The sequence below is a fragment of the Piscinibacter sp. PDB5-1 genome (assembly GCF_056676035.1).
Genome location: NZ_JBWVZL010000002.1, coordinates 412953 through 438056, shown reverse-complemented (window position 1 = coordinate 438056; position 25104 = coordinate 412953). Strand labels below are relative to the sequence as shown.

The window sequence follows — 25104 nt, the reverse complement described above, 5'->3', positions numbered from 1 at the left end:
GAACGACATTTGCGCGGGAATGCCGTCTGCTACGCTTGCAGCCCCTCATCACCCGCGCGTCCCGGGGCCGACTCTGGCCCACTGCGTGCCTTGCATGGACATCGCCTTACTCGTCTTCCTCATCTTGCTCAACGGCTTGTTCGCCATGTCGGAGATGGCCCTCACGGCCGCTCGCAAGGCGAGGTTGCAAGTGATGGTGGAAACGGGCGAAAGCGGCGCGCAGGCCGCGATCGACCTGCACGACAACCCGACCAAGTTCCTGTCCACGGTGCAGATCGGCATCACCTCCATCGGCGTGCTGAACGGCATCGTCGGCGAAGCCGCCTTCGCCGAGCCGCTGGCGGCCTGGGCGACGAAGGCCTTGCACGTGCAGGAAAACGGTGCCCGCATCACGGCCACCGCGCTGGTGGTCATCTGCATCACCTTCGTGACCATCATCTTCGGCGAGCTGGTGCCCAAGCGCCTGGGCCAGATGTACCCCGAATCGGTGGCGCGGCTGGTGGCGCCGCCGATGGAGCTGCTGTCGCTGATCGCGCGGCCCTTCGTCAAGCTCTTGTCGTGGTGCACCGAAGCGACCTTGCGGCTGCTGGGCATCCGCGGCGGGCCGAGCCGCTCGGTGACCGAAGAAGAGATTGCCGCGCAGCTCGAAGAAGGCCTGGACGCCGGCGTGATCGAAGCGCAAGAGCACCAGATGGTGCGCAACGTGTTTCGCCTCGACGACCGGCAGGTCGGCTCGATGATGATTCCCCGCACCGAAATCACCTGGCTCGATGTGAGCGCACCGGTCGAAGAGGTGCTCAAGACCATCGGTGACAACGAGCATTCGCGCTACCCGGTGTGCCGGGGCGACGTGAGCGACGTGGTCGGCGTGGTGTCGGCACAGACGCTCTTGCAGCAGGTGCTGCGCGGCGGGCCGATGTCGCTGACCGACAACCTGCAGCCGCCGGTGTTCGTGCCCGAGACGTTGTCGGGCATGGAGCTTTTGGAGCAGTTCCGCGCGTCGAGCACTCAACTGGTGTTCGTGGTCGATGAGTACGGCGAGGTGCAGGGCGTCATCACCGTGCGCGACGTGCTGGAAGCCATCACCGGTGAGTTCAGCGCGGCCACCGCCGACGATGCCTGGGCCGTGAAGCGCGACGACGGCAGCTGGCTGTTCGATGGGCTCATCCCGGTGCCTGAGCTGAAAGACCGGCTCGACCTGAAAGAGCTGCCCGAAGAAGACCGTGGGCGCTACAACACGCTGGCCGGCATGGTGATGCTGCTGCTGGGGCGCCTGCCCAAGACGGCCGATGCGGTCGAGTGGGAAGGTTGGCGCTTCGAGGTCGTCGATCTCGACGGCAAGCGGGTGGACAAGGTGCTGGCCACGGCGCTCGTGACCGCCGAGCACTGATCCTGACCCGCGGCGCGGGCCGCTCAGTTCATCGAGGTGTCGCCGGGGATCTCGGCCAGCTGCGAGTGGCGGATGCGCGTCTTCGACAAGGCGCCCGCCGATTCGAGGATCGGGTAGGCGATCGAGCAGATGTGCGAGTTGATGCGCTTGAGGTCGCTGATGAGGTCGAGGTGCAGCGAGCTGGTCTCGATGCTCTGCGCCGAGTTGCCCTGCAGCCGCGCGATGTGGTTGGCCGCGTACTCGTGTTCGAGGTCGCGGAAGCGTGCCTTCTCTTCGAGCAGCTTCTTCGCGTCGTGCACGTTGCCTTCGAGGAAGACGCTCATGCCCAGGCGCAGGTTCGACAGCAGGCGGTCGTGCAGGTGGGTGATCTCGGACATGCCGGCGTCCGAGAAGCTGCGGCCCTTGCGCACCTTCTTGTCCTCGACGTCTTGCAGCACGCGCTCGATGATGTCGCCGATCTGCTCCATGTTGATCGTGAACGAGACGATGTCGGTCCAGCGCCGGCTTTCGCGCTCGGACAGCGCCTCGTGCGAGATCTGCGTCAGGTAGAACTTGATGGCCGAGTAGAGGTCGTCCACCGTGTCGTCCATGCGCCGCAACTGCTCGGCCAGGTCGAGGTCATTGTTGCGAATGACCGGCAGGATGCCGCGCAGCATGGTCTCGACCACATCGGCTTGGTGCAAGGCCTCGCGCGCTGCGCAGGTGATGGCGAGCGAGGGTGTCGCGAGCGCCACGCGGTCGAGGTGACGCGGCCGTGCGGTGGCCAGGCCGCCCTCGGGCTCAGCCATCCAGCGGTCGAGCCGTTGCCCGAGCCACTGCGTCGTGAAGATGAACGACATCGCCAGCACGACGTTGAAGCCCAGGTGGAACAGCACCACCTGCTGATCGACCGTGCCCACGTGGTTTTGCAAGAAGCTGTGCGCGTAGGGCAACGCCGGAATGGCCAGCAGCGCGCCCACGCACTTGAAGATCAGGTTGCCCATCGGCAGGCGGCGCACCTGGGGCGAGGCGCCGGCCGTGGCGATGACGCCGAGCACCCCGCTGCCCACGTTGGCGCCGAGCACGAGCCCGAGCGCCACACCGGCCGGCAGCAGGCCCGAGGCCGCGAGCGTGGCCGTGAGCAGCACGATGGCCAGGCTCGAATACGCCATCACCGTGAGGGCCGCGCCGACCAGGATGTCGAGCAGCACCTCGTTGGGCAACGCCACCAGCAGGGCGCGCACCGCAGCCGATTCGGTGAGCGGCTGGGTCGCCCCGACGATGAGTTGCAGGGCCAGCGTGATGAGCCCGAGCCCGATCAACACCCGGCCGATGCGGCCGGCCTGAGAGGTCTGGCGCGAGATGAACATCACCACGCCCACGAAGATCAGCAGCGGCGACAACCACGACAGGTCGAACGACAGCAGCACGGCCATCAGGCTCGTGCCCATGTCGGCGCCCAGCATGACCGCGAGCGCCGCACCCGTGGTGACGAGCCCCTTGCCGACGAACGAGGCCACGATCAGGCAGGTGGCCGTGCTCGACTGCACGACGCTCGTCACGCCCAGGCCGGCCAGCATGGCCGAGAGGCGGTTGCCGAAGCTGCGCGACAACACCTTGCGCAGGTTCTCGCCGAACACGCGCAGCACGCCGGTGCGAACGATGTGGGTGCCCCAGACCAGCAGCGCGATGGCAGCAAGCAGGTTCAGCAGGTGTTGCATTGACGGGCGCGGCGAACGGGCGGGTAAAGGTGAGCCGAGTCTAAGCGTGCACTGGCCCACCTGAACGGACGAACAGCGGCAGCAACACCGCGGTGTCAGAATTCGCCGGCGCGTTTTTTCAGGAGATTCCTCGTGGCAATGGATGTGGTTGATTTCGAGATCAAGGGTTCGGAAATGCAGTTCGTGGAAGTCGAACTGGACCCCGGTGAGGCGGCCGTCGGCGAGGCCGGCAGCCTGATGTTCATGGACGCCGGCATCGGCATGGACACCGTCTTCGGCGACGGCTCGAAGAACCAGAGCGGCCTGTTCGGCAAGCTGCTGGGCGCCGGCAAGCGGCTGATCACCGGCGAGTCGCTCTTCACCACCGTCTACACCAACCAGGGCGCCGGCAAGCAGCGCGTGGCCTTCGCCGCGCCGTACCCCGGCAAGATCCTGCCGATGAACCTGAAGCAGCTCGGCGGCATGCTGATCTGCCAGAAAGACTCGTTCCTGTGCGCGGCCAAGGGCGTGTCGCTCGGCATCGCGCTGCAGCAAAAGCTGTCGGTCGGCTTCTTCGGCGGCGAGGGCTTCATCATGCAAAAGCTCGAAGGCGACGGCCTGGCCTTCGTGCATGCCGGCGGCACCTGTGTGAAGCGCGAGCTGCAGCCCGGACAGACGCTCTTCATCGACACCGGCTGCGTCGTGGCCTACACGCCAAGCGTCAACTTCGAGATCCAGTACGTCGGCAAGATCAAGACGGCGCTGTTCGGCGGCGAGGGCCTGTTCTTCGCCAAGGTGACCGGCCCCGGCACCGTGTGGCTGCAGAGCCTGCCGTTCTCGCGCCTGGCCTCGCGCGTGTTCGCGGCGGCGCCGCAGGCCGGTGGGCGCGGCCGTGAAGAAGGCTCGCTGCTGGGTGGCTTTGCCGGCGGCGGCCTGCTGGGCAGCGTGCTCGGCGGCGACGACGAATAAGCCGCCGCATGCGCGCGGTTTTCGATTCGGGGTGGCGCGCGGCGGCCTACTGCCTGCACTGGCGCGTCATTGCGCTGTCGCTCCTGCCCCTGCTGCTGCTGGGCGGTCTGGCGTTCGGTCTGTCGTTCTTCTACTGGGAGGCGGCGATCGACGCGGTGCGCCGGACCTTCGAGTCGTGGGAGTTGCTGAGCCCGCTGTTTCGCTGGCTCGACAGCGTCGGCGCGGCCGGCTTCCGCCATGTGCTGGCGCCGCTGATCGTGGTGCTGCTGGCCACACCGGTGCTGGTCGTGCTGAGCCTGCTCGCGGTGGCCACCTTGATGACGCCGGCGATGGTCGGGCTGGTGTCGAAGCGGCGCTTCCCGGCGCTGGAGCGACGCCGCGGCGGCTCGTTCACCGGCAGCGTGCTGCTGGGGGTGGGCACGACGCTGATCGCGCTGGTGGCCGTCGTCGTGAGCATTCCGCTGTGGTTCGTGCCGCCGCTGGTGCTGGTGATCCCGCCACTGATCTGGGGCTGGCTCACCTACCGGCTGATGAGCTACGACGTGCTGAGCGAACACGCCAGCAAAGAAGAACGGCAAGAGCTGATGCGCCGGCACCGCATGGTGCTCGTCGGCATGGGCGTGCTGTCGGGCTACCTCGGCACCGCGCCGTCGCTCGTGTGGCTGTCGGGCGCGGCGACGCTGATCTTCGCGCCCTTCCTGATGCTCGTGGCGATCTGGATCTACACGCTGGTTTTCGCGTACTCGGGCCTGTGGTTCGCGCACTTCAGCCTGTCCGCGCTCGACGACTTGCGGCGTGAACGCGAACTGAGCCTGCGCGACCCGATGGCCACCGGCGCGATGGACATCCCCACCCCGGCAGTGGCGCCGCCACCTGCCTTGCCGCCGGCTTCGGCCGGCCCCCACGAGGGCACCCCATGAACTTCGGCCTCATCGTCATCGGCGACGAGATTCTTTCGGGCAAGCGCGAAGACAAGCACCTGCGCAAGTTGATCGAGCTGCTCTCGGCCCGCGGTCTTGCGCTCACCTGGGCGCGTTTCGTGGGTGACGAGCGCGAGCGCATCGTGCAGACGCTGCGCGAAGCCCTCGCCAGCGGCGACGTGGTCTTCTCGTGCGGCGGCATCGGCGCTACGCCCGACGACCACACCCGCCAGGCCGCCGCCGCGGCGCTCGACGTGCCTTTAGCTCTGCACCCCGAAGCCAAGCTGCTGATCGAGTCGCGCATGCGCGACTACGCGGCCGAGCACGGCGTGCCCTTCGAGCCCGACCACCCCGACACGCACCAGCGGCTCAACATGGGCGTCTTTCCGCAGGGCGCCGAGATCATCCCGAACCCGTACAACAAGATCCCCGGCTTCGCGCTGCGGCGCGGCGAGGGCGGCGTGTTCTTCATGCCGGGCTTTCCGGTGATGGCCGGGCCGATGATGGAATGGGTGCTCGACACCCACTTCAAGCACCTGCACTCGACCCAGGTGCAGGCCGAACGCTCGGTGATCGTCTTCGGCCAGATGGAGGCGACGCTGACCCCGCTGATGGAAGCCATCGAAGCCGAGTTCGAGGGCGTGCGGGTGTTCAGCCTGCCCAGCGTGGACCACCCGCAGTGGGGCAAGCACATCGAACTGGGCGTGAAGGGCTCGCCTGAGCGCGCCGTCGAGGCCTATGCGCGGCTGCTCGCCGGCTTGAACCAACTGGGGGTGAGCTTGGGCCCCGAGCTGGTGCGTTGATGTCCCAATGCATGCACCAAAGATGTGCATTGCGACGCATTGTTGCGGTGCGAAATTTCCCGAGGTTCACCCGGCGCATGAACCGACCCCAATCGATCCCAAACGGGGGGCATGTGCGCGCCAACTGAAGCCATCCCGTCGCCGGTGATGGGCATGGTTTCTGCTACATTCCTGTGCGCATTTTTTGGGGCCTCTTTGTGTGGCCCGGCGTGCCCGCTTAACCAATCCAACCACAAGCATCCGCTAGGAGTTTCCTGATGGCCAAGACCGTCGCCGACGTGATGAAGATGGTGAAGGAGAACGAGGTCAAGTTCGTTGACTTCCGCTTCACCGACACCCGCGGCAAAGAGCAGCACGTTTCCGTGCCCGTGTCCCACTTCGATGAAGACAAGTTCACGTCGGGCCACGCCTTTGACGGCTCTTCGATCGCCGGCTGGAAGGGCATTGAAGCGTCGGACATGCAGCTCATGCCCGACCCGAACACCGCCAACATCGACCCGTTCTTCGAAGAACCCACGCTGATCCTGACCTGCGACGTGGTCGAGCCCAGCGACGGCAAGCCCTACGAGCGCGACCCGCGTTCGCTGGCCAAACGCGCCGAGGCCTACATGAAGGCCTCGGGCCTGGGCGACACCGCCTACTTCGGTCCCGAACCCGAATTCTTCGTGTTCGACAGCATCCGCTGGGGTGTGGACATGTCAGGCTGCTTCTCGAAGATCGAAGCCGAAGAAGCCGCCTGGAACACGGGCAAAGAGTACGAACACGGCAACTCGGGCTTCCGCCCGGCCGTCAAGGGTGGCTACTTCCCGGTTCCCCCGGTGGACAGCGGCCAGGACCTGCGCTCGGAGATGTGCCTGATCCTCGAATCGCTGGGCATCCCGGTCGAAGTGCATCACCACGAAGTGGCGAACGCCGGCCAGATGGAAATCGGCACCAAGTTCAGCACGCTGCTGCAGCGCGCCGACTGGGTGCAACTGCAGAAGTACGTGATCCACAACGTGGCCCACGCCTACGGCAAGACCGCCACCTTCATGCCCAAGCCCATCGTCGGCGACAACGGCAGCGGCATGCACGTGCACCAGTCGGTCTGGAAAGACGGCAAGAACCTGTTCGCCGGTGACGGCTACGCCGGTCTGTCGGACTACGCGCTGTACTACATCGGCGGCATCATCAAGCACGCTCGCGCGCTGAACGCCATCACGAACCCGGGCACCAACAGCTACAAGCGCCTGGTGCCGGGCTTCGAAGCCCCGGTGAAGCTGGCCTACTCGAGCAAGAACCGCTCGGCGTCGATCCGCATCCCGCATGTGGCGAACCCGAAGGGCCGTCGCGTCGAAGCGCGCTTCCCCGATCCCCTGATGAACCCGTACCTGGGTTTCGCCGCGCTGCTGATGGCCGGCCTCGACGGCGTCGAGAACAAGATCCACCCGGGCGAAGCCGCCACGAAGGACCTGTACCACCTGCCGCCGGAAGAAGACGCGAAGATCCCGACCGTCTGCCACAGCCTTGACCAAGCACTTGAGTGCCTGGACAACGACCGTGCCTTCCTGACCAAGGGTGGCGTGTTCACCGACGCGTACATCGACGCTTACATCGAACTGAAGATGCAGGAAGTCACGCGCATGCGCATGGCGACCCACCCGGTCGAGTTCGACATGTACTACACCCTGTAATGGGGTCCATGCTGCCGGCGCTTGCCGTGCAGCCGTGAGAAAGGGGCGGTTTTCACCGCCCCTTTTTTTTCGTTGGTACGGCTTGTTGCGGTCGGCGGCGGAACGAGATGCCCCGTTTGGGGTCGCATGGGCCTTGGGCCACAATGGCGCGGTCGTTTGGCTGCGCCGCCCGACTCTCGCGGGCGCCGGCTCGGCAAAAGGGTGAATGAATGATTTCAGCGCGTTGGACTTCTTCTGTGGCGACCCTGTGGGGGGCATTGGCGGCCGTGACGGCCAGCCCCGCCGCCCTGGCCCAGGAGGGCAGCAAGCCTGTCTACCGTTGCCCCGGCACCCCGGTGCTCTACACCGACGCCCTGACCGCGAAGGAAGCCATTGCCAAGGGTTGCCGCACGCTCGAAGGCTCGCCGATCACGGTGATCCAGGGCCCGTCGCGGCCGCGTGAAGCGGCCCGCGCCCCGGCGGCGACCAGTGCCCCGTCGGCCAGCCGGCCCGACTCGCGCATCAACCCCGATGACCAGAAGGCGCGCGACAAAGACGCCCGCCGCATCCTCGAAGAAGAACTTGCCAAAGCCGAGGAGCAGCTCGCCCAGTTGAAGAAAGAGTTCAACAACGGCGAGCCCGAGCGCCGCGGCGAAGAGCGCAACTACCAGAAGTACATGGACCGCGTCGCCGAGATGCGGGCCGCCGTGGCGCGCAAAGAGGCCGATGTCGCCGCCCTTCGGCGGGAGATCGGCAAGCTCCGGTGAGCGCCTTGGGCCCGGTTTCCGCCGCCCCCTCGACGAACGCCTCGCCTTACGAGGCGTTCGACCATCTGGCCACGATGGTGGCGGTGGTGCGTTGCGAAGACGGCCGCTGCCTGTTCGCCAACGCCTCGTTCGAGCACGTGCTCGGCCTGTCGCGCCGCAGCGTGCTGCGCGGCTCTCTGTTCGACTGGTTCGTCGACGCGAACGCGGTGCGCGACACCGTCACGGCGGTGGCCCGCAACGACTTCGCCACCAGCCGCTTCGAAGCGCAGCTACGCCGCCCGCTGGTCGCCAGCGACGCGCTGCCGGTGCACGTGATCGTCAACCAGATGGACCGTGACGACCAGGTGCTGGTCGAGCTGGTCGAGATCGAGCAGCAGACACGCCAAGACCGCGAAGAGCGGGCGCTGGGCCAGGCGCAGGCCAACAAGGAGTTGATCCGCAACCTGGCCCACGAGATCAAGAACCCGCTGGGCGGCATCCGCGGCGCGGCGCAGTTGCTCGAAATGGAGGTCGAGTCGCGTGCGCTGACCGAGTACACGCAGGTCATCATCAACGAGGCCGACCGGTTGCAGGCGCTGGTGGACCGGCTGCTCGCCCCGCACCGCAAGCCGCACGTGGTGAGCGACGTGAACATCCACGAGGTCTGCGAGCGCGTGCGCTCGTTGATCCTGGCCGAGTTTCCTAAGGGGCTGCGCGTCGAGCGCGACTACGACATCTCGATCCCCGACTTCCGTGGCGACCGCGAGCAGCTGATCCAGGCGGTGCTCAACATCGCGCACAACGCGGCGCAGGCCCTGGCCGAGCGCATTGCGCAGGGCGACGCTCGCATCGTCTTGCGCACGCGCATCTCGCGGCAGGTCACCTTGGGCAAGCAGCGCTATCGACTGGCACTGGACTTGCATATTGAAGACAACGGCCCGGGGGTCCCCGAGTCGATACGTGATCGCATCTTCTACCCGCTGGTGTCGGGACGCGATGGCGGGTCGGGTCTGGGACTCACGCTCGCTCAAACCTTCGTGCAGCAACACCAGGGCATGATCGAATGCGAGAGCGTGCCGGGCAAGACCATTTTCAAGATCGTGATCCCGCTGCCCTGAAGCGCTATTCGTCAGTCAGCGGGCTCAGAACCACGGGCAGGGCATGAAACCCATCTGGATCGTTGACGACGACCAATCCATCCGATTTGTGTTGGAAAAAGCGCTGGCGCGCGAAGAGCTGGCGGTGCGCAGCTTCACCAACCCGCGCGACGTGCTGAGTGCACTCGACGACGAGGCACCGCAGGTGCTGGTGTCAGACATCCGCATGCCCGGGGGCTCGGGCATCGAGTTGCTCTCGAAGGTGAAAGAGCGTCACCCAGGGCTGCCCGTCATCATCATGACGGCGTACTCCGACCTCGACAGCGCGGTCAGCGCCTTCCAGGGCGGGGCCTTCGAGTACCTGCCCAAGCCCTTCGACGTGCCCAAGGCGGTGGAACTCATCCGCCGCGCCGTCGAAGAAAGCATGCGCGAAGAAGTGCGCGACACCGGCCAGGCGCAAGTGCCCGAGATGCTGGGCCAGGCGCCGGCCATGCAAGACGTGTTTCGGGCCATCGGCCGGCTGAGCCAGAGCAACGTCACGGTGCTGATCACCGGCGAGTCGGGCTCGGGCAAAGAGCTGGTCGCCCATGCGCTGCACAAGCACAGCATGCGGGCCTCGGGGCCCTTCGTTGCGATCAACACGGCGGCGATCCCGAAAGACCTGCTCGAGAGCGAACTCTTCGGCCACGAGCGCGGCGCCTTCACCGGTGCGCAGACCACCCGGCGCGGGCGCTTCGAGCAGGCCGACGGCGGCACGCTCTTCCTCGACGAAATCGGCGACATGCCCTTCGACCTGCAGACGCGCCTGTTGCGCGTGCTGAGCGACGGGCAGTTCTACCGCGTGGGCGGACACAACCCGTTGCGCAGCAATGTGCGCGTGATCGCGGCCACCCATCAAAACCTCGAAGAGCGCGTCAAGCAGGGCGTCTTCCGCGAAGACTTGTTCCACCGCTTGAACGTCATTCGCCTGCGCCTGCCGCCGTTGCGCGAGCGGCGCGAAGACGTGCCCTCGCTGGCGAAGTTCTTCCTGCAAAAAAGCGCGAAGGAACTCGGCGTCGATGCCAAGCGCATCACCGACGCGGCGATCAATCGCTTGATGCAGTTCGACTTTCCCGGCAACGTGCGGCAGCTCGAAAACATCTGCCACTGGCTGACCGTGATGGCTCCGGCGCAGGTGATCGAGGCCAAGGACCTGCCGCCCGAGTTGCTGGGCGATGCGACGATTCCGGCGCCGGTCACGCGCCCGATGGCCACGCCGACCGTCGCCGAAAGCCATGACCACGGTCACGGCGCCCACACGGCGCCGGCACCTGCGGTGTCGTCATGGCCGCTGCCGGCGGCGGTCACGTCACAGCCGATCGCCATGCCGAGCCACGAGGTGCTGGCCACGCCGCTGCCCACGAGCTGGCTGGTCGATCTGGAGCGCGAGTCGCGCAGCATGCTGCAAGCGGGCCTGCCCGAGGTGTGGGACACGCTGACCCGCAAGTTCGAGGCGCAGCTGATTCACACTGCGCTCGAGATCACACGCGGCCGGCGCATCGAGGCCGCGCAAAAGCTCGGCATCGGGCGCAACACGATCACGCGCAAGATCCAGGAGCTGGGGCTGGACGACTGACGGACGGCCGCTGAAGACGAGTTCGGTGACAGGGCCCAGGCCTCCTCACCGCCAAGACGCCAAGGGCGCGAAGAACCCAAAGGACATCCTTTCGTTTCTTGGCGCCCTTGGCGTTCTTGGTGTCTTGGCGGTCGAGCCGCCGGCCCGCGTCAAGGCGTCAGTTCGGCGATCACCGGTGCGTGGTCGCTGGGTTTGTCTTTCTTGCGCACCGCGCGGTCGATCACGCAGTTCTTGACGCCGGCCTTCAGCGCGTCGCTCACGAGGATGTGGTCGATGCGCAGGCCCTTGTTCTTCTGGAAGCCGAGCATGCGGTAGTCCCACCAGCTGAAGGTCTTGGGCGGCTGCTCGAACAGGCGGAAGGCGTCGTGCAGGCCCAGGCCGCACAGGCGCGTGAAGTGCGCGCGTTCTTCGGGTGAGCACAGCACCTGGCCTTCCCATGCGGCGGGGTCGTGCACGTCGCGGTCGTCGGGCGCGATGTTGAAGTCGCCCACCAGAACCAGATGCTCGTGCAACTTCAGCTCGCTTGCCACAAAGCCTTGCAGCGCGTCGAGCCAGCGCATCTTGTAGGCGAACTTGTCGCTGCCCACGGCCTGGCCGTTGACGACGTAGGCGCCGATCAGGCGCACGCCGTTGACGGTGCCGGTGATCACGCGCGCCTGCTCGTCGTCGAGGCCGGGGATGTTCTTCACCACGTCGCTCGCCACGGTCTTGCTCAAAAGCGCGACGCCGTTGTACGTTTTCTGGCCGAACCACTCGGCGTGGTAGCCCGCCGCCTCGATCTCGGCGTGCGGAAACTTGTCGTCGGTGAGCTTGGTTTCTTGCAGGCACACCGCATCGGGCTGCGTCTGGGCCAGCCATTCGAGCAGCTGCGGCAGGCGCACGGCCAGCGAGTTGACGTTCCAGGTGGCGATCTTCATGGGCTTGGGGTGAGGTTCAGGCCTTGCGGCGGTACGTGACGAACTCGAACGCGCGCCCGGCGTCGTCCGCATGCCGCTCGCGCTCGCCAGCGGTAAAGGCCTCGCGGGGCCAGTCGGGAAAGTGCGTGTCGGCGTCCGGAAAGTCGCTGTCGATCTCGGTCAGCGCCAGTTCGTCAGCTTGGGGCAAGGCCGCTGCATAGACTTGGGCTCCGCCGATGATGCACACGCGTTCGGCGCCGTGCGTCAGGGCGAGCGCGGCTTCGAGCGAGTCGGCGCGTTCAGCGCCTTCGGCCTGCCACTGCGCATTGCGGGTGACCACGATGTTGCGGCGGCCGGGCAGGGGGCGAAAGCGCTCGGGCAGCGAGTCCCAGGTCTTGCGGCCCATCACGACGGGGTGACCCATCGTGAGTTGACGAAAGCGTTGCTGGTCGGTGCGATGGCGCCAGAGCAGGTCGTTGCCTCGGCCGATGGCGCCGTCGCGGGCCACGGCGGCAACCAAAACGAGCGTGGGGCGTGGGGCAGAGGGTGTCATTCGGGCGATTGTCGCAGCGGCGGCGCGCCAGATAATGCATCGAGAAGCCTTCTCCCCGGTGCGCGCAGAACGAATCGAAAGAGCCATGTCCAACGCCGACGACAAGCCCGTGCTGAACTCAGAACACCTCGCGCAGTGGCAAAAGGCCGCCGCCAAATCGGCGCCCGGCGGCCAGGTCGATGCGCTCGACTGGGTGACGCCCGAAGGCATCCGCGTCAAGCCGCTTTACACGGCGGCCGACCTGCAGGGCCTGCCCCACACCGACACCTTGCCCGGCTTCGCGCCCTTCGTGCGCGGCCCGCAAGCCACCATGTACGCGGTGCGGCCGTGGACGATCCGCCAGTACGCCGGCTTCTCGACCGCAGAGGCCTCGAACGCCTTCTACCGCCAGGCGCTCGCCGCCGGCGGCCAGGGCGTGAGCGTGGCCTTCGACCTCGCCACCCACCGCGGTTACGACAGCGACCACCCGCGGGTCACCGGCGACGTGGGCAAGGCCGGCGTGGCGATCGATTCGGTCGAGGACATGAAGATCCTCTTCGACGGAATTCCGCTCGACAAGGTGAGCGTGAGCATGACGATGAACGGCGCCGTGCTGCCCGTGCTGGCCGGCTACATCGTCGCGGCCGAAGAGCAGGGCGTGTCGCAAGACCAGTTGAGCGGGACCATCCAGAACGACATCCTCAAGGAGTTCATGGTCCGCAACACCTACATCTACCCGCCCGAGCCGAGTATGCGGGTGGTGGGCGACATCATCGAGTACACGGCCAAGAAGATGCCGAAGTTCAACTCGATCAGCATCAGCGGCTACCACATGCAAGAGGCCGGCGCGAACCAGGCACTCGAACTCGCCTTCACGCTGGCCGATGGCAAAGAGTACGTGAAGACCGCACTCGCCAAGGGTCTCGACGTCGACGAGTTCGCCGGCCGGCTCAGCTTCTTCTGGGCCGTGGGCATGAACTTCTACCTCGAGGTAGCCAAGATGCGGGCCGCCCGCCTGCTGTGGTGGAAGATCATGAGCGGCTTCGGCGCGCAGAACCCCAAGAGCCTGATGCTGCGCACGCACAGCCAGACCTCGGGCTGGAGCCTCACCGAGCAAGACCCGTACAACAACATCGTGCGCACCACCATCGAGGCGATGGCGGCGGTGTTCGGTGGCACGCAGAGCCTGCACACCAACTCGTTCGACGAAGCCATCGCGCTGCCCACCGAGTTCAGCTCGCGCATCGCGCGCAACACGCAGCTCATCATCCAGGAAGAAACGCACATCACGAACGTGGTGGACCCCTGGGCCGGCAGCTACCTGATGGAAAAGCTGACCCAGGACATGGCCGACGCCGCGTGGAAGATCATCGAAGAGGTCGATGCACTGGGAGGCATGACGAAAGCCGTGGACAGCGGCTGGGCCAAGCTGAAGATCGAAGCCAGCGCGGCCGAGAAGCAGGCACGCATCGACTCGGGCCGCGACGTGATCGTTGGTGTCAACAAATACAAGCTGACGCAGCACGACGAGATCGAGATTCGCGACATCGACAACCACGCGGTGCGCGAAAACCAGGTGCAGCGCCTGCAGCAGATTCGCGCGAGCCGCGACACGGCGGCGGTGCAAACGGCACTGGCCTCGCTGACGCAGGCCGCCGAGTCGGGCACCGGCAACCTGCTCGAGCTGACCGTGCACGCCGTGCGCCTGCGCGCCACGGTGGGCGAGGTGAGCGATGCGCTCGAAAAAGTCTGGGGGCGCCACCGCGCCGACACACAAAAGGTGACCGGGGTGTACGCAGCCGCATACGACAGTGCCGAAGGCTGGGCCAAGCTCCAGCAAGAGATCGCCGAGTTCGCCGAACAGCAAGGTCGCCGGCCGCGCGTGATGATCGCCAAGCTCGGGCAAGACGGCCACGACCGCGGTGCCAAGGTCGTGGCCACGGCCTTCGCCGACCTGGGCTTCGACGTGGACATGGGCCCGCTCTTCCAGACCGCCGAAGAGTGCGCGCGACAGGCGATCGAAAACGACGTGCACGCGGTGGGCGTGAGCACGCTCGCGGCCGGCCACAAGACGCTGGTGCCAGCGATCATCCAGGCGCTCAAAGACCAGGGCGCCGACGACATCATCGTGTTCGTCGGCGGGGTCATTCCGCGCCAGGACTACGACTTTCTTTACGAGGCCGGCGTGAAAGGCATCTACGGGCCGGGCACGCCCATCCCCGCAAGCGCGAAGGATGTGCTGGAGCAGATTCGCAAGGCCTTGGGTTGACGGGCCGGGCCTGTGAACATGGCAGCCTCCCCTGTTCGGCCTGAGCCCACGGACGGTGCCCGTCAGGCCCTGGTGGATGGCGTGCTGTCGAACCAGCGCCGGGCGCTCGCCAAAGCCATCACCCTGCTCGAATCGACCAGGCCCGACCACCGCCAGCAGGCCGATGCCTTGCTCAACGCGATCCTGCCGCACACGGGCCAGGCCGTCCGCATCGGCATCTCGGGCGTGCCGGGTGTGGGCAAATCGACCTTCATCGAAGCGCTGGGCCTCGCGCTCATCCAACATGGGCACAAGGTCGCTGTGCTCGCCATCGACCCGTCGTCGTCGATCTCGGGCGGCTCCATCCTCGGCGACAAGACGCGCATGGAGCACTTGTCGGTCAACGAGCACGCGTTCATTCGGCCCAGCCCCTCGTCGGGCACGCTGGGCGGCGTGGCCGAAAAAACGCGCGAGACGATGCTCGTGTGCGAAGCCGCCGGCCACGATGTGGTGATCGTCGAGACCGTCGGCGTCGGCCAGAGCGAGACCGCCGTCGCGCGCATGACCGACATGTTCGTGCTGCTGCAACTGCCCAATGCCGGTGACGAGCTGCAGGCCATCAAGCGGGGCGTGATGGAGCTGGCCGACCTCGTCGTCATCAACAAGGCCGACCTCGACCCCGACGCCGCCACGCGCGCGCGGGCGCAGGTATCCGGCGCGCTGCGCGTCTATTCGCAGCACGGCGACCCCCACCACGGCCCCGACCGCTGGCAGGCGAAGGTGATGCAGCTCAGCGCCCTCAAGGCGCAGGGCATCGATGAGTTCTGGCAGCAGGTCACCGAGTTCAGGCGCCTGCGCGAAGCCAGCGGCGAGTTCGCCGCGCGGCGCCAAGAACAGGCCAAAGACTGGATGTGGGACTTGATCCAGGCCCGCCTGCAGGCGGACTTCCGCGAGCACACTGCGGTCAAGGCCGCGCTGCCCACCACCTTGCAAGACGTGCTCGGCGCACGCGTCGCCCCCTCGGCCGCGGCGCGTGCGCTGCTCGACCTTTACCACCGCACCTGACTCACGCCACGAAGGAGCCCGACTCCATGCACGACATCATCGAACAGCTCGAATCCAAGCGCGCCTTGGCGCGGCTCGGGGGCGGCGAGAAACGCATCGCCGCGCAACACGCCAAGGGCAAGCTCACCGCGCGCGAGCGCATCGAGTTGCTCATCGACGAAGGCACCTTCGAAGAGTGGGACATGTTCGTCGAACACCGTTGCCACGATTTCGGCATGGCCGACAACAAGATCCCCGGCGATGGCGTGGTCACCGGCTACGGGATGATCAACGGTCGCCTCGTGTTCGTGTTCAGCCAAGATTTCACCGTCTTCGGCGGCGCGCTGAGCGAAGCGCACGCCGAGAAGATCTGCAAGCTGATGGACCAGGCCATGAAGGTCGGCGCGCCCATCATCGGCCTCAACGACTCGGGCGGCGCGCGCATTCAAGAAGGCGTGGCCTCGCTCGGTGGTTATGCCGAGGTCTTTCAGCGCAACGCGATGGCCTCGGGCGTGGTGCCGCAGATCAGCCTCATCATGGGCCCGAGCGCCGGCGGCGCGGTGTACAGCCCGGCCATGACCGACTTCATCTTCATGGTGCGCGACAGCTCGTACATGTTCGTCACTGGCCCCGAAGTCGTGAAGACCGTGACGCACGAAGAGGTGAGTGCCGAAGACTTAGGGGGCGCCACCACGCACACCACCAAGAGCGGTGTGGCCGACCTGGCCTTCGACAACGACGTCGATGCGCTCTTGATGCTGCGGCGCTTCTTCAATTACCTGCCGCTCAACAACCGCGAGAAGCCGCCCACGCGCCCGAGCAACGACCCGGCCAGCCGCATCGACCTGTCGCTCGACACCCTGGTGCCCGACAACCCGAACCAGCCCTACGACATCAAGGAGCTGATCGTGAAGGTCGCCGACGACGGCGAGTTCTTCGAGCTGCAACCCGACTACGCGAAGAACATCGTCATCGGCTTCGTCCGCATGGAAGGCGAAACGGTCGGCGTCATCGCCAACCAGCCGCTGGTGCTGGCCGGTTGCCTCGACATCAAGAGCAGCATCAAGGCGGCGCGCTTCGTGCGCTTTTGCGATGCGTTCGGCATCCCCGTCGTGACCTTCGTCGATGTGCCCGGCTTCATGCCCGGCACGAGCCAAGAGTACGGCGGCATCATCAAGCACGGCGCCAAGCTCTTGTACGCCTACGCCGAGTGCACGGTGCCCAAGATCACCGTCATCACCCGCAAGGCCTACGGCGGCGCCTACGACGTGATGGCCTCGAAGCACCTGCGCGGCGACGTGAACTTCGCCTGGCCCAACGCCGAGATCGCGGTGATGGGGGCCAAGGGTGCGGTCGAGATCATCTTCCGCGAAGAAAAGAACGACCCGGTCAAGCTCGCGCAGCGCGAGGCCGAATACAAGGCCACCTTCGCCAACCCCTTCATCGCGGGCGCACGCGGCTTCATCGACGACGTGATCCAGCCGCACGAAACACGCAAGCGCATCTGCCGCTCGCTCGTGATGCTGAAGAACAAGAAGGTCGAGAACCCGTGGCGCAAGCACGGGAACATTCCACTCTGATTCTTCCGGGTTGGCGTACTTCGCTCGTTTCTTTACCGCCAAGACGCAAAGAGCGCCAAGAACGCAAAGACGAAAAGAAATCCTTTGCGACCTTTGCGTTCTTGGCGTCTTTGCGGTGAAAAGACTGTCGCTGTGAACTGTCCTCTCTCAAGGCGCTGAACCACCATGTTCACCAAGATCCTCATCGCCAACCGTGGCGAAATCGCCTGCCGGGTCATCAAGACCGCACGCAAGATGGGCATTGCCACCGTTGCCGTCTACTCAGACGCCGACCGCGATGCACGGCATGTCGAGCTGGCCGACGAGGCCGTGCACATCGGCGCGCCGCCTTCGCGCGAGTCCTACCTCGTGATGGACAAGATCATCGCGGCCTGCAAGCAGACCGGGGCGCAGGCGGTGCACCCGGGCTATGGCTTCCTGAGCGAGAACGAAGAGTTCGCGCGCCGCGTCGAAGAAGAGGGCATCGTCTTCATCGGCCCCAAGCACGCGGCCATCGCGGCCATGGGCGACAAGATCGCGTCGAAGAAGTTGGCGGGTGAGGCGAAGGTCAACACCATTCCCGGCCACAACGCGGCCATCGACACGCCCGAGCAGGCGGTCGAGATCGCGAAGGGCATCGGCTACCCGGTGATGATCAAGGCGAGCGCGGGTGGCGGTGGCAAGGGCCTGCGCGTGGCCTTCAACGACAAAGAGGCCTTCGAAGGCTTCAGTTCGTGCCGCAACGAGGCGCGCAACAGCTTCGGCGACGACCGCGTGTTCATCGAGAAGTTCGTCGAAGAGCCCCGCCACATCGAGATTCAGGTGCTGGGCGACGCGCACGGCAACACCGTGTACCTGTGGGAGCGCGAATGCTCCATCCAGCGCCGCCACCAGAAGGTGATCGAAGAAGCGCCCAGCCCCTTTCTCGACGAGGCCACGCGCCGCGCGATGGGCGAGCAGGCCGTGCAGCTGGCCCAGGCCGTGGGCTACCAGTCAGCGGGCACGGTCGAGTTCGTCGTCGGCAAGGACAAGAGCTTCTACTTTCTGGAGATGAACACGCGGCTGCAGGTCGAGCACCCGGTCACCGAGTGCATCACCGGGCTCGACCTGGTCGAGCTGATGATCCGCGTGGCGGCCGGCGAGAAGCTGCCCTTCACGCAGGCCGAGATCAAGCGCGACGGCTGGGCGATGGAATGCCGCATCAACGCCGAAGACCCGTACCGGGGCTTCCTGCCGTCCACCGGCCGGCTGGTGAAGTACGCGCCCCCGCCCGAGGGCGATGGGGTGCGCGTGGACACGGGCGTGTACGAGGGCGGCGAGATCCCGGTGTATTACGACTCGATGATCGCCAAGCTCATCGTGCATGGCCGCGACCGGGCCGATGCGATTGCGCGCATGCGCCAGGCGCTCAACGGCTTTGCGATCCGCGGCATCGGCTCGAACATCCCATTTCAGGCCGCGCTGCTGGCCCACCCGAAGTTTCAGAGCGGTGACTTCAACACGGGCTTCATTGCCGAGCACTACCCGCAGGGCTTCAGCGCAGCGGCGGTGGCGCACGACGACCCCGACTTCCTGCGGGTGCTGGCGGCGGTGGCCAACCGCCTGCAGCTCGAACGCGCTGCCGGCATCAGCGGCCAGTTGCCCGGCCACGGCTTGCAGATCGGCGACGACTTCGTTGTGGTGTCGCTTCGCGGCGAGCAGCGCGAGAGCACGCCGACGGTGGTGCGAATGCAAGGCGAGGGCACCTTCGCCGTGCAGGTGGCGGGCAAGACCTACGCGCTCACGCTGCAGCACCACCTGCGCGACACGGTCGTGCGCGGCGAGTGCAACGGCCAGCCCTTCTGCGCACAGATCGAACGCCAGGGACTGGTCTTCCGCGTGTCGCACAACGGCGCGCAGATCGACGCGCGCGTGTTCACGCCTCGGGCCGCCGAGCTGTATGCGCTGATGCCCTTCAAGGCACCGCCCGACCTGTCGCGGTTCTTGCTGTCGCCGATGCCGGGCCTGCTGGCGGACGTGTGCGTCATCCCCGGCCAGGCGGTGCGGGCCGGCGAGAAGCTGGCTGTCATCGAGGCAATGAAGATGGAAAACACCTTGCTCGCGGCGAACGATGGGGTCGTGTCGAAGGTGCTGGCCGCCAAGGGCGAGAGCCTGTCGGTCGATCAGGTCATCATCGAGTTCCAGTGAGCGGGTTTGCTCAGGCGGTCTTGCTGCTGTCCTGTCCATTCCTGCACGACTCCCCACCCCGTTCGAGACCTCAGGGCAAACGGATGATTTGACCCATCGTGAAATCGCCATGACCATTTCAAGCACGCAAGCCCGCCCCTTCCAAGTGCTCGGCATTCAGCAGATCGCCATTGGCGGCACCAGCAAGGCCAAGCTGCGCACCCTGTGGGTGGACATGCTCGGCCTGCAAGTCACCGGGCAATTCAGCAGCGAGCGCGAGAACGTCGATGAAGACATCTGCGCCATCGGCAGCGGCCCGCACAAGGTCGAGGTCGATCTGATGCAGCCGCTCGACGAAGCCAAGAAGCCGGCTGTGCACACCACGCCGCTCAACCACGTGGGCCTGTGGATCGACAACCTGCCAGCGGCCGTCGAGTGGCTGACGGCGCAAGGCGTGCGCTTTGCGCCGGGCGGCATCCGCAAGGGGGCGGCGGGTTTCGACATCTGCTTTCTGCACCCCAAGAGCAACGACGAATTTCCCATTGCCGGCGAAGGGGTGTTGATCGAACTGGTGCAAGCCCCGCCCGAGGTCGTGGCCGCGCTCTCGGCAAACGCATGAGCCTCGGCTGAGGCACAAGCCCTGTGCGGCCTGCGCCCGTGGCAGCCTCGTCATGTGACGAATTGACGCGCTGCGTCGGGGTGGCGCGCACAAAGTCACGCGCGGCGCCAGGGTGTGCCGTGCGCTGGGGGTAGCGAGAATTGAGCGACAAGGGTGGCTGTGGTGTACTCACGCCGCGCGACGCCGCCAGGGTTGGGCTGCGCCTCGGGATGGCACGGGGCTGGCTTCTGCGGCACGTGAGCACAAAAACAATCCAAACAATGAAGAAACCACAGGGGCCCAGTGTCCTTGCCGCCCTGGTCATGGGCGCGGCAAGGCTTTGCTTATGCGTGCTGCTGTGGGCAGGCCACGGGGCCTTTGCCGCCCCCATGGATCTGACCGGCCGCTGGACCGAGTTGCCGCGCGGCGGTGAGCCGTCGGCGATCGATGGCCCGGGGACGGCCGTGGACACGCTGGCGCCGACCGGCGGGCGCTACCGTTTCGAGGCCGAGTTCGACATCTCGCGGGCCGGCGTCTACGTCATCGACTTCAAGAACTCGTCGGTCATCGGCCGTTTCACGCATCGCGTGCGGGGCCCGCAAGGTGACGAAGCGGTGCGCGAAGGCGGCATCCAGAGCGAGGTCGCCAACCCCTTCTTCCTGCGCCACGGGCGTGAGTTGAACCTCACCCCCGGCCGTCACACGCTCGTCACCGAGGTCGATTCGCCGTTCTACCTGGCGCAGCCGGTGCCTTATCTGGACGAACTGGACGCCTACCGCCAGGCCATCAAGCCGGGCAATGCGCTGGTGCTGCTGTCGCTCGGCCTGTTCATCGGCCTGGGCCTGTACTACGCCGTGCTGGCCGTCGTGCGCCGCCGCACCGCGCATGCGATGTACGCGGCCTTCATCCTGGGCAACCTGCTCTACAACGGCTCGGCCCTGCTGGTGTTCAACGACCTGCTGGGCGTGCGCTGGTTCTACCTGATCAGCATCCCCATCCTGTTCTCGAACATCGCCTACATGGTGTTCGTGAAGGCCCTGCTCGACATCCGCCCGCAGAACTCGCCCGGGCTCACCTGGCTGGGGCGCATCGTCATCGGCGTGATGGTGATGTTCCTCGTCGCGGCCGCCTTCCGGCCGAACTGGTCGCTCGAACTCGACCGCATCGGCGTGGGGCTCTTCCTCGTCTACGGGCTGGTCGCTGGCGTCGTGCACACCGTGCGCGGCAACCCGCTCGCGCGCTGGTACCTGCTGGCCAATGCGGGGTTCTTCGCCACCGGCGCGGCGGCCATCTCGCTCGTGCATCTGCAAGGGGTGTACGCGATCTACATCGAGCACCTGGGCCTGGTGGCGGTGGCCATCGAGGTGATGCTGCTGGCGCTGGTGCTGTCGTACCAGTTCGGTGTGCTGCAAGACGAGCGGGCACGTGCGCTGGCCACCGCCGAAGAGCACCTGCGCCTGGCCTGCACCGATGTGCTGACCGACTTGCCCAACCGCTACGCGCTCGAAATTGCCCTGGCCGGATTGCCCCCGGGTGGCGGCCTCACCTTCATCGACCTCGACGGGCTCAAGTACTACAACGACCGCTTCGGGCACGAGCGAGGCGACCGGCTGCTTCGCGACTTCGCGCGCGTGCTGTCCGAGTTGCTCGGCGACGAGGCGACCCTGCACCGACTCGGTGGTGACGAGTTCGCCGTGACAGCACCCGACGGAGCCATCCAGCGCATCGAGCGGCTGATCGACGACACGATGGATGTCTTGCGCCGCAACGGCTACGAGCTGAGCGGTGCCAGCTGCGGGTCCGTGCATGCCCACGAGTGCTCCACCCGCGAGCAGCTCAAGCACCTGGCCGACACGCGCATGTATGAAAACAAGCGTCGTCGCCGCCTGCGCGACCAAGAACAACCGCTGCACGCCGGTGGGGCTGCCTGAGCCTTGAACGGGTATTGCACCGCGGCCCGGCGTCGCGCACGCAACGAAAGTGCTCAACCCTGGGCGCTTTGACTCGATAACCCGGGGGAACAGAAGACCCTGACCGGGGCCGACCGCACCGCCGGCGTGACAAGGCGAGGGGCGACCCCGTTCTGCTTTTTCAACGAGAGGAGCGTTTGATGAGCAAAGCGAGTCGATGGAGCCTGATCTGGCCCGTGCTGGCCACCGTGGTGGTGCCGCTCATCGCGGCCTGGTTCGCGTACCCCGAGACGCACCTGCCACCGGGCTTCGGTGTCTTTCCTCCCGAGCTGGTGCAAGAGAACCCCAAGTTCTGGTGGCCGTACTTCGCGGCCATGGCCGCGGTCTGTGTGCTGATCACCGTGTTCTTGCTGTTCCCCACGCTGTTCGGCTTTCAGAAGGTGGTGGTGCCGCCCACGCCCACACCGCCGGGCAAACTGCCGATCTGGTTCTGGGTGGGCGGCGTGTTCTGGCTGTTCTTCCTGTGGCTGATGTGGGCCCGCACGACCATCTTCGGTGACCTCGTCTACTACGCCTTCTCGCCGATGTGGTGGGGCTTCATCCTCGTGCTCGACGGCATCGTCTACCGGCGCACGGGCGGCGAGTCGCTGCTGGCCACCAAGCCGACCACCTTCTGGATCAGCGCCATCGTGTCGGTGTTCGGTTGGCTGTACTTCGAGTACTACGACTACTTCGTGCTGAGCAACTGGTACTACCCGAACGGGCACGACATGCCCAACCTCACGCATGCGACCATCGTGGTGCTGTTCCTCATCGCGTACAGCACGGTGTGGCCGGTGATTTTCGAGTGGTACAACCTTTTGCAGACCTTCCCGCGGCTGGTGGCGCGCTACTCGCAGGGGCCAAAGCTGTCGCTGCCCGGCGGGTTGCTCATCGTTGCCGGGCTGGCGCTGGTGGGGGTGATGGTGTTCTGGCCGCTGCCCTTCTTCTGGGTCGTGTGGATCGGGCCGATGATCGTGATCGTTGGCCAGCTGATCCGCAAGAACGTCTGGTCGCCGTTCACGGCGATGGCGCAGGGCAACTGGTCGCCGTTCGTGATCGTGGCCTTGGCGTCGTTCTGCAACGGCTTGCTGTGGGAGTTCTGGAACTACCTCAGCGCCAACCCGAACGCCATTCCGCGCACGAACCCGAACTACTGGATCTACAACGTGCCGTACGTGAACGTGATCCACCTGCATTCCGAGATGCCGCTGCTGGGCTACTTCGGCTACCTGCCGTTCGGGGTGCTGGTGTGGGTGGTGTTCATCTGGGCGGGCAAGGTGTTCGGGTTCAGTGCGGACATCGATGTGGGCACGTCGGCCAGCCGGTCGCGTGCGCCCTGAGGGATCGGCTGTTCGCATGCCACCCAGGTGGTTCGGACCGAGGGGGCGGGGTCCGGGTTGCTTGGGTGGGGGCATGTGAGTTCTTTCTTCCCCGCATGGAAGTCGGCGCCGGGACATGCGCCCGGCAGCGCACCTACTTTCTTTCGAAGAAAGTAGGCAAAGAAGTGGCCCCGGGGCCGGCGGTCCCGCTGCGCGGGACTGCTCTGCGATGCTCGGTCTTGAGGGCGAGTCGCCGACAACTCCCTCCGTTCCCTTCGGTCACTGCGAGTCGAACAGTCGGCGAAGTCAGAGATGGAGGCGCGCTCATGCGCGCCGCCCTCCAGCCCAGCGCTTCTCGACGCCTCTACGGGGCCAGGGTCAGGCGCTTCGCGCGGGCTGATATGCGGATGGGGCTTGGCCCCTTGCCCCCAAGTTGGGGTCACGCGTTGAACTTCGCTGCGCTTGTTCGTCGTTGGCCCCGAGCCGGTCGAAGCTCGCCTCAAGCCACCCGCCCATCAACAGCGTGCCCAGCGCCGCGAAGAGGCCGGTGATCTCGGGCTCCGGGTGGGCGACACTGTCGGCCCCGCCCGCCCTGATCGCCCAAGCCTTGACCTCGTCGATCCCCTCTCCCCACCTCGCCACCCTGGCCAACGGCGTGCGCGCTGTCGCCATTCCCATGCCTTGGCGGCAGACCGTCAGCCTGAGCGTGTTCATCCGCACGGGCAGCCTGCACGAGTCGCGCTTGCTGAACGGCATCAGCCATGTCGTCGAGCACATGGCGTTCAAGGGCACCGCCACGCGCGATTGCCAGCGCATCAACCTCGACGCCGAGCGGCTGGGGGCCGAGGTCAACGCGCACACCGACAAGGACCACACGGCCTTTCACATCGAAGGCTTGCCGCGCGACCTGCCGGTGTTCGTCGAGTTGCTGGCCGACATCGTGTTGAACAGCAGCTTCCCGGCCGACGAGTTGGAGCGTGAGCGGCAGGTCATTCAGCACGAGTTCACCGAGTTCGAAGAGGACCCGGCTGGCGTGGCCTTCGAGCTGTTCGACCGCGCCTGCTACGGCCAGCACCCCGCCGGGCAGCCGGTGATCGGCAACCGCGCCAACCTGAAGCGCTTCACGCGCGACGACCTGCTCAGCTATGTGGCGCGGCAATACACCGCGCCGAACGTGGTGGTGGCGGTGGCCGGTGCGGTGGCGTTCGAGCCTTTTGTGCGTGCGGTGGAGTCGGCCTTCGGTGGCATGCCCGGCGGCGAGCCGAACGCGGTGCCCGCGCCTGTGTGGCAAGGCGGCGTGAAGCTGCGGCGCTTGGCGGGCAGTGCGCAGTGCCAGACCGTGATCGGCTTCGAAGCACCGGCGCTGGGCGGCGCCCAACCGATGCCCCATGTGCTCGCTGCGGCGCTGCTGGGCGAGGGCATGAGCTCGCCGCTGCTCGACGAGATTCGCGAGCGGCGGGGCCTCGCGTACTACCTGGCCTGCACCGCCGACATCTTGCCGACCACGGGGCAGTTCGTGGTGGAGGCGGCCACCGAGCCGGCCAAGGCTAGCGAGTTGTTCGACGCCGTGGCCACGCTGCTGCGCCAGCATGCCGAAGCCACCGACGCTGTCGGCCTCGAGCGTGCGCGCCACCAAGTGATGGTGCGTTCGCTTCGCAGCGCCGAGCAGCCGGCGAAACGGCTTGAAGGGGCCGCGCAAGATCTGTTCACGCTGGGCCACCTGCGCGATCCGCAGGCGTGGTTGGCGCAGGTGCAGGCGACGACCGCCGACGAGGTGCGCGACGTGTTTGCGCGGATGCTGGCGAGCCCGGTGGCGGTGGCGCTCGCCGGCAGCGTGCCGGCGCGGGCGCGTGAACGGGTCGAGGCGGTGTTTGCGGGCGCGGGGTGAGTCCGCACGCTTGATCAAGCGGCCGCCGATC

At 66.3% G+C, this 25104-nt stretch carries 19 protein-coding genes; 16 read left to right on the top strand and 3 right to left on the bottom strand.

The features are described 5' to 3' along the window. Positions 1-94: 94 nt before the first annotated feature. Positions 95-1390: a hemolysin family protein gene (locus AC1KAT_RS09360; protein ID WP_480325099.1), complete on the top strand. Its 1296-nt coding sequence runs from the start codon at positions 95-97 to the stop codon at positions 1388-1390. A gap of 23 nt (positions 1391-1413) precedes the next feature. Here AC1KAT_RS09360 and AC1KAT_RS09355 read toward each other — a convergent pair whose 3' ends face one another. Then, the gene (locus tag AC1KAT_RS09355; RefSeq protein WP_480325097.1) at positions 1414-3090 is read right to left on the bottom strand and encodes a Na/Pi cotransporter family protein; all 1677 of its coding nucleotides are present in this window, start codon (positions 3088-3090) and stop codon (positions 1414-1416) included. 132 nt (positions 3091-3222) lie between these two features. On the opposite strand from AC1KAT_RS09355, the gene AC1KAT_RS09350 reads away from it, so the two are divergent. The 7 genes from AC1KAT_RS09350 to ntrC all read left to right on the top strand — a co-directional run bounded on the left by AC1KAT_RS09350 (position 3223) and on the right by ntrC (position 10871). Continuing rightward, the gene (locus AC1KAT_RS09350) at positions 3223-4038 is read left to right on the top strand and encodes a TIGR00266 family protein (protein ID WP_480325095.1); all 816 of its coding nucleotides are present in this window, start codon (positions 3223-3225) and stop codon (positions 4036-4038) included. Positions 4039-4046: 8 nt separating this feature from the next. Further along, complete coding sequence (locus tag AC1KAT_RS09345; protein WP_480325093.1) at positions 4047-4958, top strand: EI24 domain-containing protein; 912 nt, start codon at positions 4047-4049, stop codon at positions 4956-4958. Further along, entirely contained in the window at positions 4955-5761 is an 807-nt protein-coding gene (locus AC1KAT_RS09340) for a competence/damage-inducible protein A (protein ID WP_480325091.1), read from the top strand. The genes AC1KAT_RS09345 and AC1KAT_RS09340 overlap by 4 nt, the downstream gene beginning before the upstream one ends. A 257-nt stretch (positions 5762-6018) precedes the next feature. Continuing rightward, positions 6019-7434 carry a type I glutamate--ammonia ligase gene (glnA, locus tag AC1KAT_RS09335; RefSeq protein WP_480325089.1) on the top strand — a complete coding sequence of 472 codons (1416 nt, stop codon included), beginning with the start codon at positions 6019-6021 and terminating at the stop codon, positions 7432-7434. A 236-nt stretch (positions 7435-7670) separates the two neighbouring features. Next, complete coding sequence (locus AC1KAT_RS09330; protein WP_480325087.1) at positions 7671-8180, top strand: hypothetical protein; 510 nt, start codon at positions 7671-7673, stop codon at positions 8178-8180. Positions 8181-8254: 74 nt separating this feature from the next. Further along, positions 8255-9277 (top strand): nitrogen regulation protein NR(II), encoded by a 1023-nt coding sequence (gene glnL, locus AC1KAT_RS09325; protein ID WP_480326529.1) that lies wholly within the window; start codon positions 8255-8257, stop codon positions 9275-9277. Positions 9278-9320: 43 nt separating this feature from the next. Beyond that, entirely contained in the window at positions 9321-10871 is a 1551-nt protein-coding gene (gene ntrC / locus AC1KAT_RS09320) for a nitrogen regulation protein NR(I) (protein ID WP_480325085.1), read from the top strand. A gap of 149 nt (positions 10872-11020) precedes the next feature. Here the strand turns inward: ntrC and xth are convergent, their stop codons facing one another. Together xth and AC1KAT_RS09310 are read right to left on the bottom strand one after the other, a co-directional pair. Continuing rightward, positions 11021-11788 carry an exodeoxyribonuclease III gene (gene xth / locus AC1KAT_RS09315; RefSeq protein ID WP_480325083.1) on the bottom strand — a complete coding sequence of 256 codons (768 nt, stop codon included), beginning with the start codon at positions 11786-11788 and terminating at the stop codon, positions 11021-11023. A gap of 16 nt (positions 11789-11804) precedes the next feature. Then, a complete protein-coding gene (locus tag AC1KAT_RS09310) occupies positions 11805-12320 on the bottom strand; it encodes a dihydrofolate reductase (RefSeq protein WP_480325081.1) in 516 nt (171 codons plus the stop codon). Positions 12321-12405: 85 nt separating this feature from the next. On the opposite strand from AC1KAT_RS09310, the gene scpA reads away from it, so the two are divergent. The 8 genes from scpA (at position 12406) to AC1KAT_RS09270 (ending at position 25073) form a co-directional block, all read left to right on the top strand. Then, on the top strand, positions 12406-14568 hold the full coding sequence (gene scpA / locus AC1KAT_RS09305; protein ID WP_480325079.1) for a methylmalonyl-CoA mutase: 2163 nt from the start codon (positions 12406-12408) through the stop codon (positions 14566-14568). A gap of 18 nt (positions 14569-14586) precedes the next feature. Next, on the top strand, positions 14587-15612 hold the full coding sequence (meaB, locus tag AC1KAT_RS09300; RefSeq protein WP_480325077.1) for a methylmalonyl Co-A mutase-associated GTPase MeaB: 1026 nt from the start codon (positions 14587-14589) through the stop codon (positions 15610-15612). 26 nt (positions 15613-15638) lie between these two features. Then, the gene (locus tag AC1KAT_RS09295; RefSeq protein WP_480325075.1) at positions 15639-17171 is read left to right on the top strand and encodes an acyl-CoA carboxylase subunit beta; all 1533 of its coding nucleotides are present in this window, start codon (positions 15639-15641) and stop codon (positions 17169-17171) included. 165 nt (positions 17172-17336) lie between these two features. Next, positions 17337-19337, top strand: coding sequence for an acetyl-CoA carboxylase biotin carboxylase subunit (gene accC / locus AC1KAT_RS09290; RefSeq protein ID WP_480325073.1), 2001 nt, complete (start codon positions 17337-17339; stop codon positions 19335-19337). A gap of 109 nt (positions 19338-19446) precedes the next feature. Continuing rightward, on the top strand, positions 19447-19935 hold the full coding sequence (locus AC1KAT_RS09285) for a VOC family protein (RefSeq protein WP_480325071.1): 489 nt from the start codon (positions 19447-19449) through the stop codon (positions 19933-19935). A 368-nt stretch (positions 19936-20303) separates the two neighbouring features. Further along, positions 20304-21845 carry a GGDEF domain-containing protein gene (locus AC1KAT_RS09280; RefSeq protein ID WP_480325069.1) on the top strand — a complete coding sequence of 514 codons (1542 nt, stop codon included), beginning with the start codon at positions 20304-20306 and terminating at the stop codon, positions 21843-21845. Between the two features lie 179 nt (positions 21846-22024). Then, positions 22025-23206, top strand: a complete 1182-nt coding sequence (locus tag AC1KAT_RS09275; protein WP_480325067.1) for a hypothetical protein — start codon at positions 22025-22027, stop codon at positions 23204-23206. A 586-nt stretch (positions 23207-23792) separates the two neighbouring features. Next, the gene (locus AC1KAT_RS09270; protein ID WP_480325065.1) at positions 23793-25073 is read left to right on the top strand and encodes a M16 family metallopeptidase; all 1281 of its coding nucleotides are present in this window, start codon (positions 23793-23795) and stop codon (positions 25071-25073) included. Positions 25074-25104: the final 31 nt, after the last annotated feature.